Annotated in this window: 16 protein-coding genes; 11 read left to right on the top strand and 5 right to left on the bottom strand. The window is 64.9% G+C overall.

All coding sequences use genetic code 11. The features are described 5' to 3' along the window. Window positions 1-15 precede the first annotated feature (15 nt). On the bottom strand, window positions 16-567 hold the full coding sequence (locus XALGPE39_RS00835; protein WP_045728854.1) for a hypothetical protein: 552 nt from the start codon (window positions 565-567) through the stop codon (window positions 16-18). 203 nt (window positions 568-770) lie between these two features. Then, window positions 771-3,152, bottom strand: a complete 2,382-nt coding sequence (locus XALGPE39_RS00840; RefSeq protein WP_045726591.1) for a S9 family peptidase — start codon at window positions 3,150-3,152, stop codon at window positions 771-773. A 168-nt stretch (window positions 3,153-3,320) separates the two neighbouring features. Between XALGPE39_RS00840 and XALGPE39_RS00845 the strand changes: the two genes are divergently transcribed. Continuing rightward, a complete protein-coding gene (locus XALGPE39_RS00845; protein WP_045726592.1) occupies window positions 3,321-4,685 on the top strand; it encodes an AMP-binding protein in 1,365 nt (454 codons plus the stop codon). 105 nt (window positions 4,686-4,790) lie between these two features. On the opposite strand, the gene XALGPE39_RS00850 is transcribed toward XALGPE39_RS00845, so the two are convergent. Further along, window positions 4,791-5,807, bottom strand: a complete 1,017-nt coding sequence (locus tag XALGPE39_RS00850; protein ID WP_045726593.1) for a pteridine-dependent deoxygenase — start codon at window positions 5,805-5,807, stop codon at window positions 4,791-4,793. Beyond that, the gene (locus XALGPE39_RS00855) at window positions 5,804-7,162 is read right to left on the bottom strand and encodes an NAD(P)/FAD-dependent oxidoreductase (RefSeq protein ID WP_152624789.1); all 1,359 of its coding nucleotides are present in this window, start codon (window positions 7,160-7,162) and stop codon (window positions 5,804-5,806) included. Before XALGPE39_RS00855 ends, XALGPE39_RS00850 begins: the two co-directional genes overlap by 4 nt. Before the next feature lie 128 nt (window positions 7,163-7,290). Between XALGPE39_RS00855 and XALGPE39_RS00860 the strand changes: the two genes are divergently transcribed. The 10 genes from XALGPE39_RS00860 to fabG all read left to right on the top strand — a co-directional run bounded on the left by XALGPE39_RS00860 (window position 7,291) and on the right by fabG (window position 14,460). Continuing rightward, entirely contained in the window at window positions 7,291-7,560 is a 270-nt protein-coding gene (locus XALGPE39_RS00860; protein WP_045726595.1) for a phosphopantetheine-binding protein, read from the top strand. Window positions 7,561-7,576: 16 nt separating this feature from the next. Beyond that, window positions 7,577-7,894 carry a hypothetical protein gene (locus XALGPE39_RS16305; RefSeq protein WP_052689948.1) on the top strand — a complete coding sequence of 106 codons (318 nt, stop codon included), beginning with the start codon at window positions 7,577-7,579 and terminating at the stop codon, window positions 7,892-7,894. A gap of 10 nt (window positions 7,895-7,904) precedes the next feature. Next, entirely contained in the window at window positions 7,905-8,042 is a 138-nt protein-coding gene (locus XALGPE39_RS16310) for a hypothetical protein (RefSeq protein WP_235429723.1), read from the top strand. Between the two features lie 89 nt (window positions 8,043-8,131). Beyond that, window positions 8,132-8,881 (top strand): lysophospholipid acyltransferase family protein, encoded by a 750-nt coding sequence (locus XALGPE39_RS00870; RefSeq protein ID WP_045726596.1) that lies wholly within the window; start codon window positions 8,132-8,134, stop codon window positions 8,879-8,881. A 10-nt stretch (window positions 8,882-8,891) separates the two neighbouring features. Continuing rightward, complete coding sequence (locus XALGPE39_RS00875; protein WP_045726597.1) at window positions 8,892-9,179, top strand: dehydratase; 288 nt, start codon at window positions 8,892-8,894, stop codon at window positions 9,177-9,179. Then, a complete protein-coding gene (locus XALGPE39_RS00880; RefSeq protein ID WP_045726598.1) occupies window positions 9,176-10,150 on the top strand; it encodes an acyltransferase in 975 nt (324 codons plus the stop codon). The genes XALGPE39_RS00875 and XALGPE39_RS00880 overlap by 4 nt, the downstream gene beginning before the upstream one ends. After that, window positions 10,074-10,721, top strand: coding sequence for a LolA-related protein (locus XALGPE39_RS00885; RefSeq protein WP_304413335.1), 648 nt, complete (start codon window positions 10,074-10,076; stop codon window positions 10,719-10,721). The genes XALGPE39_RS00880 and XALGPE39_RS00885 overlap by 77 nt, the downstream gene beginning before the upstream one ends. A 37-nt stretch (window positions 10,722-10,758) precedes the next feature. Next, window positions 10,759-13,125 (top strand): MMPL family transporter, encoded by a 2,367-nt coding sequence (locus XALGPE39_RS00890; RefSeq protein WP_045726599.1) that lies wholly within the window; start codon window positions 10,759-10,761, stop codon window positions 13,123-13,125. 4 nt (window positions 13,126-13,129) lie between these two features. Beyond that, window positions 13,130-13,582 carry a phosphotransferase gene (locus XALGPE39_RS00895; RefSeq protein ID WP_045728856.1) on the top strand — a complete coding sequence of 151 codons (453 nt, stop codon included), beginning with the start codon at window positions 13,130-13,132 and terminating at the stop codon, window positions 13,580-13,582. A 140-nt stretch (window positions 13,583-13,722) separates the two neighbouring features. Continuing rightward, window positions 13,723-14,460, top strand: coding sequence for a 3-oxoacyl-ACP reductase FabG (gene fabG / locus XALGPE39_RS00900; protein WP_045726600.1), 738 nt, complete (start codon window positions 13,723-13,725; stop codon window positions 14,458-14,460). A gap of 142 nt (window positions 14,461-14,602) precedes the next feature. Here fabG and XALGPE39_RS00905 read toward each other — a convergent pair whose 3' ends face one another. After that, window positions 14,603-16,288 (bottom strand): tannase/feruloyl esterase family alpha/beta hydrolase, encoded by a 1,686-nt coding sequence (locus tag XALGPE39_RS00905; RefSeq protein WP_045726601.1) that lies wholly within the window; start codon window positions 16,286-16,288, stop codon window positions 14,603-14,605. Window positions 16,289-16,408 lie beyond the last annotated feature (120 nt).

Genomic DNA, 16,408 nt, shown 5'->3' on the forward strand with positions numbered 1-16,408 from the left:
TGCGCGTGGTGCTGCTCAGCGGCGGAAGCTGCTGCGCAGCGCTGGGCGCGAGAGCTGGTACGCCAGCCAGCCATGCAGAACGGCGAAAACCAGCGCGGTGAGCAGTGCGCCGAAGATGATGGTGATGCCGCCGGAGTGCAACTGCTGCTGCATTTGCGCATCCAAGCCGTGTTGCGGCGCCCATGCTTGCAGCATGTCGAACAACTGCCACAGCAGCGGCAATACCGCGAAATTAGCCACGGCGGTGAGGACCAGGAATGCCACGAATACGCGCCGGGCCCATTCGCGCCGTTGTAACAAGGCCCATGAGGTCGCACATAACCCCAGCGCTAGCGCTGCCGTTAGCCAGGACAGTGCGCTCGCATGGGCCATGCACCAGTGCAGCCACGGCGGCAACGGTAGTCCAAATGGCTGCAGTATTGTTTCGATGTTGCCTTCGGGTAGCACCATCAGCGTCAGTGCCGGTACCAGTGCCAACAGCAGCGACAGCACGCCAAGCAAGAGTGCGAACTTGCCCATCGCATCGATCATCTGGTGTTCTGCGGCGGGCAGCGGTGGTGGTGACATGGGCGATCCCTCGGTTGGGTGCAGGTCTGGCGTGCTGCCACGCATCGGCAAAGATAGAGTCTGCTTGCACAGGTGCAAGTGGCGTGCGGGCATGCGTCATGCGCAAACACGGCACATTGTCCGATGGTCGTCATCGCTGGTCATCGCCGACGGGCGGCGCGGTCATCGGCGTCACCACGCCGCGACCGCGACAGAGGCATCGCCTACTTCAGTTCCTGCTCGAACAATTTCAGGATCCGCTTGTATTCGTCCAGCCAGGAATCGGCGCGGGTAAAGCCATGTCGCTCCAGCGGATACGGTGCGATCTCCCAATTGTCCTTATGCAGTTCGATCAGCTTCTGGGTCATGTCGATCGAGTCCTTGAAAAACACGTTGTCATCGACCATGCCGTGGCCGATCAACAGGTGATCGTGTAGTCCACTTGCGTACTCGATCGCCGAAGAGGTGCGGTAGGCCTGTGGATCCAGATCGGGCGTGTTGAGGATGTCGGCGCTGTATTCGTGGTTGTACTGGCTCCAGTCGGCCACCGGGCGCAGCGCGGCGCCGGCCTTGAACGTGCCGGGGCGACGGAACAGCGCCATGTAGGTCATGAAGCCGCCGTAGGAGCCGCCGTAAATGCCGGCGTGGTGACGGTCGCCTTGCTTGGTGGCGACCAGCCAATCCAGGCCGTCCAGATAGTCCTCTAGTTCCGGATGACCCATGTTGCGGTAGATCGCGGTGCGCCAGTCGCGGCCGTAGCCGGCGCTGGCGCGGTAATCCAGGTCGAGCACGATGTAGCCCTTGTGCACCAGCAGGTTGTGGAACATCTGCTCGCGAAAATACGAGGTGTAGTGTGCCGAGACATTCTGCAGGTAGCCGGCGCCGTGCACGAACATCACCACCGGATAATGCTTGCCGGGTTCGGGATGCGGCGGGCCGTAGTACTTGCCCCAGATCGTGCCGGCGCCATGCGTGGACGGTATCTGCACGAATTGCGGCTGGATCCACGCACGTGCCTTGAATGCGGCGCTGCGGGTATCGGTCAGCACGCGCGCGTTGCCGCCGCTGACGGGCAGCACCGCCAGTTGCGGCGGCAGGTAGGGGCCGGAGTAGTGCACCAGTAGCTGGTGGCCGTCTGGCGATAGTGCGAAGTCCTCGACACCTTCCAGTGAGGTCAGTTCAACAACGCTATCGTCGCGCAGATCCAGCTTGCATACCTCGTAGCCGCCTGGCCACTTGCGGTTGCACAGGAACAAGAAGCCCTGGCCATCGGCGCTGACCATCGGCGCGGACACTTCCCATTTGCCGGAGGTGCGTTGGCGCGGTTTATCGGCGCCACGCTGGGTGTACAGGTGCGCATGACCGGATTGTTCCGATAGCAGCCACAGCGTTTGGTTGTCTGGCATCCAGCCGAAATCGTTGAAGTTCCAGTTGATCCAGGCCGGGTCAGTGAGCCGGTGGCGTGGCTGCAGCACGGCTTTGTCCAGGTCGACGCTGGCGATCCAACGGTCCTTGTTGTCCACCGCGCGCAACATCACCGCGACGTTGCGGCCGTCATCGCTCCAGTGCATCGCCGCGCCGCTGCCATCACCGTCGGTCTCCACCCGGACCGCGCGTGGCCCATGCAGCGGTTCCTGCTTGGCCGCCTTGCGTAGTGCAGCCAGTGGATCGTTGTGGATGCCGGGCAGGATGGCGAAGTCGAGTTTGCGTGCGCTGCCGGCAGCGATATCGACCAGCCACAGACTCTGCGCCAGCGGTGGGTTGCGACCGACGCGCGTGCGCACTTCCTGGAATTCTTCGTAACCGGATTCGGTCACGTACCTGGGCATCTTGCCTTCGCGACCTTCGTCGGCACCTCTGGCGTGGGTCACGGCCAGTAGATGGCGACCGTCCGGCGATAGCGCGCTGTCGTCGATGACGACGTCCTCGCCCAGATACACCGGTGCCGGCGCGCGGCTGCCATCGGCACGCCGCCAAGCCTGCTCTTGTTGACGCAGCAACTCGCGCTGCGCGCGATCGCGAGCCAGTGTCTCCAATGTACGCAGTTGCTGCGCACGCAGCGTGTCTAATTTGGGTGCGCTATCGGGATCGCGCTCGGCCTTGAGTAGTGCCGCCTGCGCGATGCCGCTGCCGGGATTCCAGCGGTACCAGTCGTTGCCGACCCGCCACAGTGCGCCGCCGTCGCTGGTGAACTGCGGCCGTGCGGCCGCTTGATTGCTGCGGGTCAGCTGGGTCAGCGCGCCGCTGCGCAGATCGCGCAGGAAGACATCGCCATTGCGCACGAACAGCATGCGTTGGCGGGCTGTGTCGTAGACTGGGTTGGCCGCATCCAGTGTGCTGCGTTGCGTATCCTCGATCCGCTGCGCGGGACTGCCGTCGATCCCCTGGCGGTAGGTGTCGCGCACTGGGCTGCCGTTGCGCTTGAGTTTGTATTGCACTTGGCGCCCGTCCCAGGCCCACCAGGCGTCCTCGACAGATGGCCCGATCCAGTCCGGATCCGCCATCGTTTGTTCGATGGTCAGCGTGGTCACATCCTGAGCCGCAACCAATGGCGGTGAGCAGGACAGGGATAGCAATACAACAGCACTCAGGGCCAGATGGCGCATCGGGGTTCCGAACAAACAGCAAACGGTAAGCGTAGCAGTCGCTGAATGACACTGGGGTGGGCGCCGCTCGCTGCCGCGCCGACTGGCTTGCCAGGTCCAGCGTCGCCGGCCAAGCTAGGAGTCCCCGCGTGCGTTGCGGGAGATTGTCCTGCCCGAGCCGCCCCACGCATGTCTGCTGTTTCCTCCATCCACCCCGTTGCCGCCCCGCTGCATCCCCTCGCCGTCGGCGATGCGCAGCGCCCGCTGGCCTATACCCATGGCGAACAGATCGATCTGGCGACCTTTCTCGGTCATGTGCGCGGTCTGGCCGCGCTGTTGCCGGACGGTCGCTATGCGCTGAATCTGTGCGAGGACCGTTACCAGTTCATGGTGGCGTTCTGTGCCGTGGCGTTACGTGGACAGATCTCGCTGCTACCGTCTTCGCGCGCTCCGGCGGTGGTCGCCGAAGTACATCGTAGCCATCCCGATTGTTATTGCCTGGGCGATCTGGCCATGCTCGACGCGCCGCCGGGCTATTGGCGGTTGCCGGTGCCGCTGCCAACGCTGGATGGACCGATGCCGCAATTGGCCGAGGATGCGCTGGTCGCGATCGGCTTCACTTCCGGCAGCACCGGCGCGCCCAAACCCAATCCCAAGACCTGGGGTAGCTTTCTGACCAGCACCCGCCAGGATCTACTGGCATTGGCGGGCTTGTGGCCCGCCGACGCGGTGCCGCAGGTGGTGGCGACGGTGCCGCCGCAGCACATGTATGGCATGGAGCTGTCGGTGCTGCTGCCGCTGGTGACGCCGCTGGCGGTGCATGCCGCCCGGCCATTCTTTCCCGAGGACGTGGCCCGTGCCTTGGCTCAGTTGCCGGTGCCACGTTTGCTGGTGACCACGCCGGTGCATCTGCGTGCCCTGGTCGAATCCGGTGTCGCGCTGCCGCCGTTGGCCGGCATCGTCTCGGCGACCGCGCCGCTGGCGCAGGAGTTGGCGGCGGCGGCGCAGGCGCGTTTCGGTGGCGAAGTGCGCGAGATGTTCGGCTCCACCGAAACCTGCATCTTCGCCAGCCGGCGTACTGCGCAAGAGGTGTCATGGACGCCGTTACCGGGCGTGCGGGTGTTGCCACAGCCGGACGGCACCCTGGTTCATGCACCGCATCTGGCCCAGCCGGTGCTGCTGGCCGACTTGATGGAGGTCGATGCCGACGGGCGTTTCCAAGTGCGCGGACGCCAGGCCGATCTGCTGGAGATTGGGGGCAAGCGCGCGTCCTTGGCCGACCTGACTCGCCGCCTGCTCGCCCTGCCTGGCGTGCTGGACGGTGCGATGCTGCAACTGGACCCGGAGCCGGGACAGGCGGTGGGCCGCATCGCGGCGGTGGTGGTCGCCCCCACATTGAATGAAGACGCGATCCTGGACGCATTACGCCGCGAACTGGATCCGCTGTTCCTGCCGCGCCGCCTGCGCCTGCTCGACGCGTTGCCGCGCAACGAGACTGGCAAGCTGCCGCGCGAGCGCATGCTGGCATTGCTGGCGGGCGTGCGCGATGGTTGAGCGGATCAGGTCAGCAGCGCTTCGACGCGCTGCTGACGTGGCGTGCAGTGAGATAGCGATGCCGCACTTCCGCCAATGGACATCCGGCGCGTTACCGCGCCAGGATCAGCCATGCACGCCGTCGATCTCCACCGCCAGTTCGTCGCGGCAGATCACCGCATGGAGCAACAGGCGCGGGATCCGCTCGCCGAAACGGGCATCGAGCGCCTCGGCGACCAGCGGCAGGTCGGCTTTTTCGCGGACGTAGACCTTCAACCGGGTACCGTCGCCGAACTGCGCCGGCAGCTCCGGCACGTGGGTGCGTGCGGCGCCCAGCAAGGCGTCGAAATTGGCGAAGGTTTCTTCCAATTGCGCTAGCAATTGTCCGCGGTGCATCGACGCGTGGCCGACCACGCTGGCGGTGCCTGACAGCAACAGCGGCATATCGCTCCCGGCCGGTGGCAGCATCGCACGGGCGAAGCTCGGTGACTGTGGGCCGTACTGTCGCGGGTAATGGTAGGCACTGACCTGGCGCGGATTTTCCAGCGGCGTGCCCGCCCGTGCCGCCGCCAGCCAATAGATCTGCATTACGGGAGCGTCGTCGCAGCGACCGACGGCGGTCGCCGCTGGCAGCCGGCTGGCGTCGAAGTCGCCTAGACCACGGGCACGGCCGACACAGAAACGGCGGTAACGCTCACGATCGCCGCTCCCCAGGGTGATCGCGTCCAGATGGTTCCAGATGCGCAGCAGACAGGGCGTGGCGCTGTTGGCAACGAAGGCGCTGATCTGGGCATAGGCTTGGGTTGCTGCTTCTTCGATCTCCATATCCAGTGTGCGCTCGTCGATCTCGATGGCGGCGAACTGCAGCCGGCCATCGCTGGCCCAGGCAATGGCACCATCGCGGCCGCTGCGCACCGGTGCGTCCGTGCGCCAGATTTCGAGCATGCGCGGGCCGTACGGCTGCAACGGCACCCGTAAGTAGCGCGGATCGTCGTGATGCGGCGCTGTCTCGCCGAAGCCGAACACGGCCAACACGTTGTCCTCGGCCAGTATTTGGCTTGGATCGGTTTCAGCGACGTATTCCACCTGCAGTTGCGGGTGGTGGTGTGCGTGCTCTTGGAATTGCGGATATGGCGGGTTCATGATGGTTCTCGATGTAACGTGTCGCCATGAAACTCTTCGCGCGCCTGACGGCGGCGATGCCGCCAGGCGCTCCAGGCCCGTGGCAACATCGCCAGGGCGGAAATGGCGTAGATGATGCGGAACACGCGCAGGCGCCGCAGCGCCGCGTGGTTGTCGAACACGTCGCCGGCCAACATCGCCAAGACCGCCTGCTCGACTTGCAGCACGTTGCGTGGCTGTGCGAATAGCTCGCGCATAGTGGGCGAGGTGAAGCGGTAGATGAACCACTTGAACTGATCCAGGCCGCCGCGCAGGTGTTTTTCCAGGCGTCGCTGCAGCCGTGCCTCGCTGGCTGGGTCGCGCAGCGCTGCATCGACCATTGCCGCGCCGCGTTCGGCGCTGTGCATCGCCAGGTAGACGCCGGAGGAGAACATCGGATCCACGAACGTATAGGCGTCGCCCAGCATCAGCCAGCGCGGCCCGCTCATCCGCGTGCATTCGTAGGCATAGTTGCCGGTGGCATGTACCGGCGCGATGCGTTGCGCGTCGGTCATGCGGGCGGCGACGTCCGGGTTCAATGCCAGGGTTCGCATCAACAAACTCTCGCTGTCGCCCTGGCGGGTCTTCATGTACGACGGATCGCAGACTGCGCCGACGCTCATCACGCCGTCGGGCAGTGGGATCAGCCACATCCAACCGTGGGCGTGGCGGTAAATGCTGATGTTGCCGGCATCCTCGCCCGGACGCCGCGTGACCCCGCGGAAATGGCTGAACAGCGCCGCCGAGGCGTGCCGCGCATTGGCGCGTTTGAGTTTGAGCTTGTTGCCCAGGAAGGTATCGCGACCGCTGGCGTCGATCAGGTAGCGTGGGCGGTAGTGGCGCAGGCCCTCCTCGGCGCTGCGCGCCTGTACCACCGGCCTGTCGCCGTCCAGTTGCACTGTCTCGACCCGGGTACCCTCGTGCAGGGTCGCGCCGACGGCGCGGACCCGCTCGGCCAGGACCCGGTCGAAATCGGCGCGCGGTACCTGGAAGGCATAGTCGAATTGAGCGTTGAGCGCATGGGCAAAGCGAAAGGTGTTGTAGCCGCCCGCATCGTTCGGAAAATCCGCGCCGAGTTTGAGCACACCGATGGCGCGGACCTGCTCCAGTACTCCCAGCCGCTGCAGGATCGGCATGTTCATTGGCAGTAGCGATTCGCCGATGTGGAAACGTGGATGACGGTCTTTTTCCAGCACCGTCACCTGCCAACCCTGTTGTGCCAGCGCGATGGCCACGGCGCAGCCTGCCGGCCCGCCTCCGATGACCAACACGTCGGGCGTGTCGACGATAGTCGGTGGTGCTGCGGCGCTTATGTGTGAAGAAATGCGGGGTTCCATCCTGAAAGAATCTCCAGCGGAGCAGTGAAGCGACGTGCATAATAGCGCGTCGCTTGCGTTCGCATGGTTGCGTCATCGCGTCCGATGCACCATCTTGTGCCACCCTCTTTAAAGTCCGGAAGCCTAGGATGTCTTCGCAAACCCCCGCCGAACGTGAACTGGCCGAGCTGCTGGTCGAGAGCCTGAACCTGGAGGACGTGCAGCCCGGCGATATCGACCCGGAGGCGGCACTGTTCAACACCGGTTTGGGGCTGGACTCGATCGACGCCCTGGAGTTGGCGTTGGCGATCAGCAAGCACTATGGCTTCCAGTTACGCTCGGATAACGACGAGAACCGCCGCATTTTTGCCTCGTTGCGCGCCCTGTCGGAGCATGTCCAAGCGAACAAGATCAACTGATCCAACCCGTTAGGTCTTGGGTGCTGCGTTAGGCGTGTTATCGGCGCGGCTGTACCGCGCGCTGGCCCATTGCCACACGCATTGGGCGCTGCCTGCCGACGTGGTCCTGCGATTGATTGCGGCTGTTGCAGCCGATGCGGCGGTGTCGGTTTTGGCGGTGGTGGCTGGGGATGGTTTGATCGCGGCGTTGGTGCCGCTGTGGCGCTCGCCCAATGCGTTTTTGTTGCTCAGCATATTGCTGGTGTTGCCGGCCGCCTGGGTCGTCGGGTTCTTCGGTCGCAGCCGGCGGCGCGGGTGCGCACCGTTGATTACCTGCATGGTTGAGGTGCTGTAACGGTACGACCATGCCCATCAGCCCCGAACAGCGGCGCTACACGCGCCGGCTGACCGTGGTCCGGGTCGAGGAGTCCCTGTTGCGTGGACGCTGGTTTCCGCAGCGTCCCTACCGTAACCTGTCCGCTCTCCTACACCGGTTGGCGTGATGGGGGCCGGTTTTTGGCGCGACCTGTTGCGCCGAGGCACGCATCACCGTGGATGCCAGAGGTGTCGGATTATCAAGGAACAACGGAAGATGCCCCATACAAGGATGCCGTTGCGCATGGCCTGCGTGGTGTGGAACGCGCTGCAATTGCTATTCACCATGGTCTATACGGCGCTGGGAATCCTGCTTGCGTTGGCACTGCGAGCGTTTACCGGGCCACGCCTGCCGCTACGCATGGCCGCGCGGATCTGGGCGCCCGGGCTGTTGTTCGGTGCCGGGGTGCGCCTGCAGGTGGAGGGCCGGGAGCGGGTGGACTGGTCGCGCAATCACCTGTTCGTCAGCAACCATCAGTCGATTATCGACATCTGCGCGTTGTTCATGGCGTTGCCGGTCCCGTTGCGCTTCCTGCTCAAGGACGAGATGCTCAAGGTGCCGTTCGTGAATTGGTATGCGCGTTACACCGGTATGTTGTTCCTGGACCGTAACAGCCGCCAGGCCGGGGCGATCGTGCGCCGCGAGGCTGCGGCATTGCTGCGTCGTGGCGAAGACTTGTGTCTGTTCCCGGAGGGTACCCGTAGCCGCAGCGGAGAACTGGCCGAGTTCAAAGCCGGGTTGCTGCAGGCCGCCATCGATGCCGGGGTGGACGTGATCCCGGTGGCATTGGATGGGGCTGGCAAGGTCTTGCCGCCAGACAGTCTGTTTCGTGTCCGCTCCGGGATAATCCGGGTGCGGATCGGCGCACCGATCCGGGTCCAGGGCGATAATGGTCCGTTGACCCGAAAGATGTTGACCGAGCGTGCTCACCAGGCCGTGCGCGCCATGCTTGAACCCAGAATATAGAGTCGTTTGTATGGATTTTGTCGTCCCGCATGATCATCCCAGTCTTCCGGGGCATTTCCCCGGTCGTCCGATCGTGCCCGGCGTTGTGGTCTTGGATCACGTGCTGCAGGCCGTCGAGGCCGCGCACGGCGTCCGTGCGCCGCTGCGCTTGCCGCAAGTGAAGTTTCTGCTGCCGCTGTTGCCAGGCCAGCCGGCGCGGGTGGAACTGGATGGTGTGGCACCGCGTTGGCGTTTCCGCGTGCTGCGTGGCGATGATCTGCTGGTCAGCGGTGAATTGAGCGCGGAGGCGCTGGCATGAGCGTCGTCTGGAAACAGCGTCCGGAAGGCGGGGGCCACTTCGCGTTGTGGCTGATCCGTAGCATCGCCCGTTACGGCGGTCGCACCATCGGGCGTGTGCTGCTGTATCCGATCACCCTGTATTTCCTGCTGGTGCGCCGCGACGAACGGGGCGATTCGCGGCGTTACCTGAGCCGCGTTTTCGGCCGTCCAGCGACCTTGTTGGAGGTGGCCCGGCACATTCATACCTTCGCTTCCACCATCCTCGACCGCGTGTTTATGCTGTGCGGGCAGATGCACCGTTTCCGGATCCAGATCCATGGCCTGGACCAACTGCGTGCGCAGACCGACCGCGGTCGCGGTGTGCTGATCTTCGGCTCGCACCTGGGCAGCTTCGACGCGTTGCGGGTGCTGGCCACGCGGCGTCCGGACGTGCAGGTCAAGGTGGTGTTGGACAAAGCGCACAATCCGGCGCTGACGGGGTTGCTGGCCGCGCTGAATCCGTCACTGGCGGCCAATATCATCGATGCCGGCATGGACAGTACCGCGGTGGTCATGGCGATCAAGCAGGCGGCCGACGAGGGAGCGCTGATTGCATTGCTGGTGGATCGCCCGCAGCCGCAGGACCCCGCCCTGCCGGTTGCCTTCCTCGGCGAGCAGGCGCGGTTCCCAACCTCGCCGTGGCTGATCGCCGCCGCGCTGAAGGTGCCGGTGGTGTTGGCCTTCGGTTTGTACCGTGGCGGCAACCGCTACGAGTTGGTGTTCGAGACCTTCAGCGAGTGCCTGGACCTGCCGCGCCGACAACGCGCGCCGGCGCTGGCCGGGCTCATCCGCGATTACGCCGTCAGGCTGGAGCATTACACCCGCTCGGCGCCCTACAACTGGTTCAACTTCTACGATTTCTGGAACGACCCCCATGCCGATGCGTCGCACCTTGTTATCGATGCTGATACTGCTGTGCAGCGCCGCACCGCTATGCGTCGCGTCGCCTGAGCCGCTGGACCCGGATTGGATTCTGCAGCAACTGGTGCGACCGGTACCGGTCAGCACAGCGTTCGTCGAATTGCGCCGCTCGGCGCTGCTGAAGGCGACGTTGCGCGTGCAGGGCGAATACCGCCGTCCGGACGCGCAGACGCTGGTGCGCGAGGTCACCGCGCCTTATCACGAGACCACCACCTTGCGTGGTGACGAGGCCATGCTGGAGCGCGACGGCAAACCGCCTAAGCGTTTTTCGCTGGCACGGGTTCCCGAACTGGCCGGGCTGCAGAGTGGCTTCGGTGCGTTGCTATCGGGTGATCGCGCACAATTGCAGCAGCAGTACACCTTGAGCAGCGCCGGCACACGCGAGCACTGGCAACTGCAGTTGCAACCCAAGCAAGCGGCACTGGCCGCGCGCGTGCGCAGCCTGCGCTTGTACGGGCGCGGCGCGGAGTTGCGCTGCATCGAGACGACCCCGGCTAGCGGCGAGGTGCAGCGCACCCTGCTGGCCGGCGCTGCCCACGCCGCCGCCGACATCGCCGACACCACTGCGCTGACCGCGCTATGCCACGGCGACGCGAGCTGATGCCGCCTCTGCGCGGAGCGACAATGGGGCAGCGGCGATGATGCGTGGGCTGAGTTCGAAGATGCGGATCGCGCTGGCGCTGCTGTGGCTGGCGTTGCTGACCGTGGCGGGCGTGTGGCTGGGCAATGCCTTGCAGCTGTCGGGAGATCTGCGCAAATTCATGCCGCAAGCCCGTACCCCCGCACAGAAACTCCTGCTGGACGAACTTGGCGAAGGTCCCGGTTCGCGGTTATTGCTGATGTCGTTGTCGGGGGATGCGCCGGCCACATTGGCACGGCAGTCGCAGGCATTGCGTGCGCAATTGGCCGCGCAGCGCGACGTGTTCGAATTGGTCGCCAACGGCGCCGACGCCGGTCTGGACGCGATCCCCGAGCGCCTGCTGCCGTACCGCTATCTGCTCAGCGACAGCTTCGATGCCAAGCCGCTGGATACGGCGACCCTAGCCGATGCGCTGCAGGCGCGGCTGCAAGATTTGGGCTCGCCAGCGGCGAGCATGGTCGAGCCGCTGCTGCCGCGTGACCCGACGATGGAAGTGCTGCATCTGGCCGAGTCGTTGCAGCCGGCCGGCGCTCCGCAACCACGCGCCGGCGTGTGGTTCGATCGCACCGGCAAGCAAGCGTTGCTAGTGGCGCAAACCCACGCCGCCGGTTTCGATCCCACCGGCCAGCAGCAGGCGGTGGATGCGATCCATCGCGCGTTCGCCAAGGTCGCCGCAGGCAGTAGCAGTCGTTTGACCCTCACCGGCCCCGGTGCATTTTCGGTGGAGATCGGCGGGCGTACTCAGACCGAGGCACAGTGGATCGGTACCCTGGATACCGTGGGCTTGATCGTGCTGTTGCTGGTCGCCTACCGCAGTTGGAAGATTCCGGTGTTGGGTGTGCTGCCGTTGGCCAGTGCCGGGTTGGCCGGGTTGGCTGCGGTGGCGTTGCTGTTCGATGGCGTGCATGGCATCACCGTGGCGTTCGGCTTCACCTTGATCGGTGTGGTGCAGGACTATCCGATCCACTTGTTCAGCCATCAGCGTCCGGGCCTGGATCCGCGAGAGAATGCGCGCCATTTGTGGCCGACGCTGGCCACCGGCGTGGTTTCCACCTGTATCGCCTACGTCACCTTTTTGTTTTCCGGCGTGGACGGGCTGCGTCAACTGGCCGTGTTCACGATCGCCGGGTTGCTGGTGGCGGCATTGACCACGCGCCTGTTGTTGCCGGCGTTGATCGATCCATCGCCGCGCGACCACGCCGACTCGCCGGCGCTGGCACGGCTGTGGCACGGCATTGCACGATTGCCGCGGCCGCGTTGGTCGTTGCTGCCGCTGGCGCTGGCCGCAGTGGCGATCATCGTCTTCGCGCCCGGGCGGTTCTGGCAGAACGATCTGTCCAAGCTGACCCCGGTGCCGGCTGCGGACCTGGCCCGCGACGCGCATCTGCGCCAGGAATTGGGGGCGCCCGACGTGCGCTACGTGCTGGCATTGTCGGCGGTGTCCGTGGACGCGGCGTTGGCGGCATCCGAGCGACTGCGGCCACGCTTGGATGCGCTGGTTGCGCAGGGTGAACTCGCCGGCTACGACATGGCGGCCCGCTACCTGCCGAGCGTGGCGACGCAGCGCCGTCGCCAAGCTGCCTTGCCCGATCCGACACAGGCGCAGGCGCTTACCGCCACAGCGGTCGCCGCCACGCCATTCCGGGTCGATGCCTTCGCGCCATTTTTGGCTGACCTACAGTACGTGCGCAGCGCACCGCCGCTCACCCCGCACGATTTGCGTGGTACCCCGCTGGCGACCAGTGTCGGCGGTCTGTTGCTGGAGCGTTCCGACCACGCGACCGCGCTGGTTTCGCTGACCGGGCTGCGCGATCCGGCGCGGCTGGCCAGTGTGGTGCAGGGCAGCGGCGCACAGTTGCTGGACCTCAAGGATGCTTCCGAATCGCTGGTGGCCGCTTACCGTGGGCGTGTGCTGGGGGCGTTGGGGGTAGCGGCGGTGTTGCTGGTACTGACTGTGGCGATCGCGCTGCGCACGCCACGTCGCATCGCGCGGGTGCTGTTGCCGATGGCACTGACCACGTTGCTGATCCTGGCGATTTTGCGCGGCTGCGGGGTCGAATTGAATCTGTTCCATCTCATCGCGTTGATTCTGGCCGCTGGCTTGGGGCTGGATTACGCGCTGTTCTTCGATCACGCCGGCGATGACCGCGCCGATCAGCTACGTACCCTGCATGCCTTGATCGTGTGCAGCTTGATGACACTGCTGGTGTTCGCGTTGTTGGCTGCCTCCAGTATTCCTGTGTTGCGCGCGATCGGCAGTACCGTGGCGCTGGGCGTGTTGTTCAATTTTGTATTGGCCCTGCTGGTGTCGCGTGAGACCGCCAGCGAAGCGACGCAGGAGACGGGGCATGCACACGCACACTGACGGGTTGGACGGACGCGATGCAATCGCGGCGTTGATTCCGCATCAGGGCCTGATGTGCCTGTGGGAGCAGGTAGTGAGCTGGGATGCACAGCGCATCGTGCTACGCAGTCAGGCACATCGCAGTGTCGAGCATCCGTTGCGCTGCGGTCAGCGGTTGCGCGCGCTGCATCTGTGCGAATACGGTGCGCAGGCGATGGCGGTGCATGGTGGCCTGCTCGCTCGCGCCGCCGCAAGCATGCCGATATCGCCCGCTATTGCGGTGCGGCTAGGCATGTTGGTCGCGTTGCGGGGTGTGCAGTTGCATGTCACCGATCTGCACGATCTGCCGCAGGCCATCGAGTGCGAGGCCGAGGTGTTGCTGCAGATGGAGAACAGTCAGCAATACGCCTTCCGCATCGTCCACGCTGGGCAACCGCTGGCCGAAGGCCGCGCCACGGTTATGCTGGGTAGCGCATAGCGTGCGTCGCCGCGCCGCGACTGCGCATGATCGGTCGCGGCTGCCTATAAAAAAATTGGACAAGTGCTGTTCCGGCAACACCGGCATGTCAGTCGGTCGTTAGGATGGCGGCCTTGTCTGCATTTCACCGAGGAGCTTCGATGTCCCCATCTGCTGTTTCGCGTCGCGCGCTGGTCACCGGCGGCAGCGGCGATCTTGGTGGCGCGATCTGCCGCACCCTTGCCGCGCAGGGTCTACATGTCATCGTGCATGCCAACGCTGGTCTTGTGCGTGCTGCGGCAGTGGTGGAGGCGATTATTGCGGCCGGTGGCAGTGCCGAAGCGGTTGCGTTCGACGTGACCGATGCCCAGGCCAGTGCCGATGCGCTGGCGGCGTTGCTGGAGGCCGGACCGATCCAAGTGCTGGTCAATAACGCAGGCATTCACGACGACGCCCCACTGGCGGGGATGAGCGCGGCGCAATGGCATCGCGTCATCGATGTTTCGTTGCACGGGTTCTTTCACGTCACCCAGCCGCTGTTACTGCCGATGGCGCGCACGCGCTGGGGACGCATCGTCAGTGTGTCCTCGGTGTCGGCGGTAATCGGCAATCGCGGTCAGGCCAACTATGCTGCTGCCAAGGGCGCGCTGCATAGCGCCAGTAAGTCGCTGGCGCTGGAAATGGCCAGCCGTGGCATCAGCGTCAACGTGGTCGCGCCTGGGATCATCGACAGCGCGATGGCCGGCGCGGCGTTCGCGCCGGAAATGATCAAACAAATGGTCCCTGCTCGCCGCGCTGGTCGGCCCGAGGAAGTAGCCGCGTTGGTGGGTTTTCTCTGCACGGATGCGGCGGGCTATATCAACGCGCAGGTCATCGGTATCAACGGCGGGATGGGCTGAGCCCGATTGCGGGCGCGACGCCGGATGCGCGCGATGGCATCCGGCAACACCGTGCAACGTCCGCTGGCTGCCGTGGCGAGCCGCGAACGCTGCATAGGGCTGGCCGCAGCTCGCCGCGTGCCAATTCCCGCCCAGCGTGCGCTCACTGGCAGGTGAAGCTGCTGGCCGACTCCACATTGCCCGCGACGTACTGGGCCACTTGCGGATAGGGGCACAGTGGCCGGCTGCGTTGACTGCTCCAGTTGCTCGGTACCTCGCCGTTGGGGGAGCCGCTGCCGGCACCGCGTGCGGTCGCGGTAATCGCCGTCGGCGCCTGACCTTGTTCGACCCAGGCGATCAATGGCGTCAGTGCATCGAATTGGTCGGTGGACGGGCCGCCGCCACAATGGCCCATGCCTGGCACCGGGAACAGGCGTGCGAAGCTTCCGGCATTGGGGTCGGCCGTGGTCAAGCGCTGGTACCAGTCCACGGTATCGGCGAAGGAGAAGATGCCGTCGCCGGTGCCGTGGTAGATCAGCAGCTTGCCGCCGCGTGACTTGAGCGTCGTCAAGTGGGTTTCGTCTGGTGGACCCATGAAAGACCAAGCCGACTCGGTGTACTGACCAGACGTGGCGAAGATCTTGGGCGCGTCGCGGTCCAGATTGAAGTGCAGGGTGAACTGGGCCAGATTCTGGTTCACCGAGGTGTTTTCCGGCGGTGTCTCGAACAAGAAGGCTACCGAGGCTGGCACCAGGTTCATCGAGGCATTCTGTCGCCAGTTGGCCCAGTCGCCGCTGCCGATGCCAGGGTCGTAGAAAAAGGGCGCGTACAGTGCGGTGCCGGCGCTGTTCTGCGGTCCGGCGTGGATCGCGTCGAGCGCCTGCTTCTGCGCCTGAGTCAGGCACTGGCCGGTGCGCCCGGCACTACCGCAGGTGGGAACGTTGCGTGCCAGGCTGAACCGGGTTTGGCAGGCGCTGACATTCTGCACCATGCCATCGCTGACGCCGTCCAGCGCATCGCAGGTGGCGACGATGCGGCTGGCGACGAACGCACGTTCGGCGCGGGTGAGCCCGCTTTGTACATCATTGCCGTCGGTGAGCGCAGCCAATTGCTGTGCGGCAGCCATGTCCGCGATCGCGGCCTTGGGCAGGTGGAATCCAGGGTCGCCGGCCAGGATGCCATCGTAGTCCTGCGCGTCACGCGCGGCGGCCACCATGGCGTGGCGGCCACCGTTGGAACAACCGCCGAAATAGCTCACATCCGGTGGTTTGCCGTAGGCGGTCTGGATGGTGTGCTTGGCCATCGGAGTCAGCGCCTGCACCGCTTGGTAGCCATAGTCCAGGCGGGCCTGCGGGTCCAGCCCGAACAACGGGTTCTGGTTGCCGTTGTGTCCGGTATCGGAATCGATCACGGCAAAACCCATGTGCAGGGGATTGTCCACCTGCGCGCTGCCGCCGATGTCGCCGACGGCCGTGCCGACGTAGCCGTCCAATCCGCCGTTTGCCTGGTAGAAGAAACGACCGTTCCATTGGGTGGGCAGCCGCATCTCGAAGCCAATGGCATAGGTCTGGCCATCCACCGCGCTGACCCGGGTGTGCATCGTGCCGGTGATTTGGCAATGCGCGTCGATGGGTTTTCCCGCCACGCTCAGTGCGCCTGCCGGAACGGTCCTCACGGCGGTGAACGTTGTGCCCGGATAGCTGAGGTTGGGATTGGTGGCTAATGCTTCGCAGGATTGTTGTAGTTGCGCTGGCACCGCCGCACCCTTGCCGGTGTTCTGTCCGATTGCGGCGGACGATACGGCAAGACCTGCTAATGCAAGGGTTAAGGCGGAGAACGTGGGCGACATGTAATCCTCCTGTTTTGGCGCTGAGATGACGCAACTGCAGTACGTCTTAATGCTCCCCGGTGCCAGGTCAAGATTGCGATGCGTGGCAATCCAAATAGTGTGACTTAATTTGTATTTGCA

It is taken from the genome of Xanthomonas sp. GPE 39 (assembly GCF_000963005.1).
Classification (GTDB): Bacteria; Pseudomonadota; Gammaproteobacteria; order Xanthomonadales; family Xanthomonadaceae; genus Xanthomonas_A.

Coding starts and splice junctions, on each gene's coding strand:
- XALGPE39_RS00835 (WP_045728854.1), bottom strand. CDS start 567: ATGTCACCACCACCGCTGCCCGCCGCAGAACACCAGATGATCGATGCG.
- XALGPE39_RS00840 (WP_045726591.1), bottom strand. CDS start 3,152: ATGCGCCATCTGGCCCTGAGTGCTGTTGTATTGCTATCCCTGTCCTGC.
- XALGPE39_RS00845 (WP_045726592.1), top strand. CDS start 3,321: ATGTCTGCTGTTTCCTCCATCCACCCCGTTGCCGCCCCGCTGCATCCC.
- XALGPE39_RS00850 (WP_045726593.1), bottom strand. CDS start 5,807: ATGAACCCGCCATATCCGCAATTCCAAGAGCACGCACACCACCACCCG.
- XALGPE39_RS00855 (WP_152624789.1), bottom strand. CDS start 7,162: ATGGAACCCCGCATTTCTTCACACATAAGCGCCGCAGCACCACCGACT.
- XALGPE39_RS00860 (WP_045726595.1), top strand. CDS start 7,291: ATGTCTTCGCAAACCCCCGCCGAACGTGAACTGGCCGAGCTGCTGGTC.
- XALGPE39_RS16310 (WP_235429723.1), top strand. CDS start 7,905: ATGCCCATCAGCCCCGAACAGCGGCGCTACACGCGCCGGCTGACCGTG.
- XALGPE39_RS00870 (WP_045726596.1), top strand. CDS start 8,132: ATGCCCCATACAAGGATGCCGTTGCGCATGGCCTGCGTGGTGTGGAAC.
- XALGPE39_RS00875 (WP_045726597.1), top strand. CDS start 8,892: ATGGATTTTGTCGTCCCGCATGATCATCCCAGTCTTCCGGGGCATTTC.
- XALGPE39_RS00880 (WP_045726598.1), top strand. CDS start 9,176: ATGAGCGTCGTCTGGAAACAGCGTCCGGAAGGCGGGGGCCACTTCGCG.
- XALGPE39_RS00885 (WP_304413335.1), top strand. CDS start 10,074: ATGCCGATGCGTCGCACCTTGTTATCGATGCTGATACTGCTGTGCAGC.
- XALGPE39_RS00890 (WP_045726599.1), top strand. CDS start 10,759: ATGATGCGTGGGCTGAGTTCGAAGATGCGGATCGCGCTGGCGCTGCTG.
- fabG (WP_045726600.1), top strand. CDS start 13,723: ATGTCCCCATCTGCTGTTTCGCGTCGCGCGCTGGTCACCGGCGGCAGC.
- XALGPE39_RS00905 (WP_045726601.1), bottom strand. CDS start 16,288: ATGTCGCCCACGTTCTCCGCCTTAACCCTTGCATTAGCAGGTCTTGCC.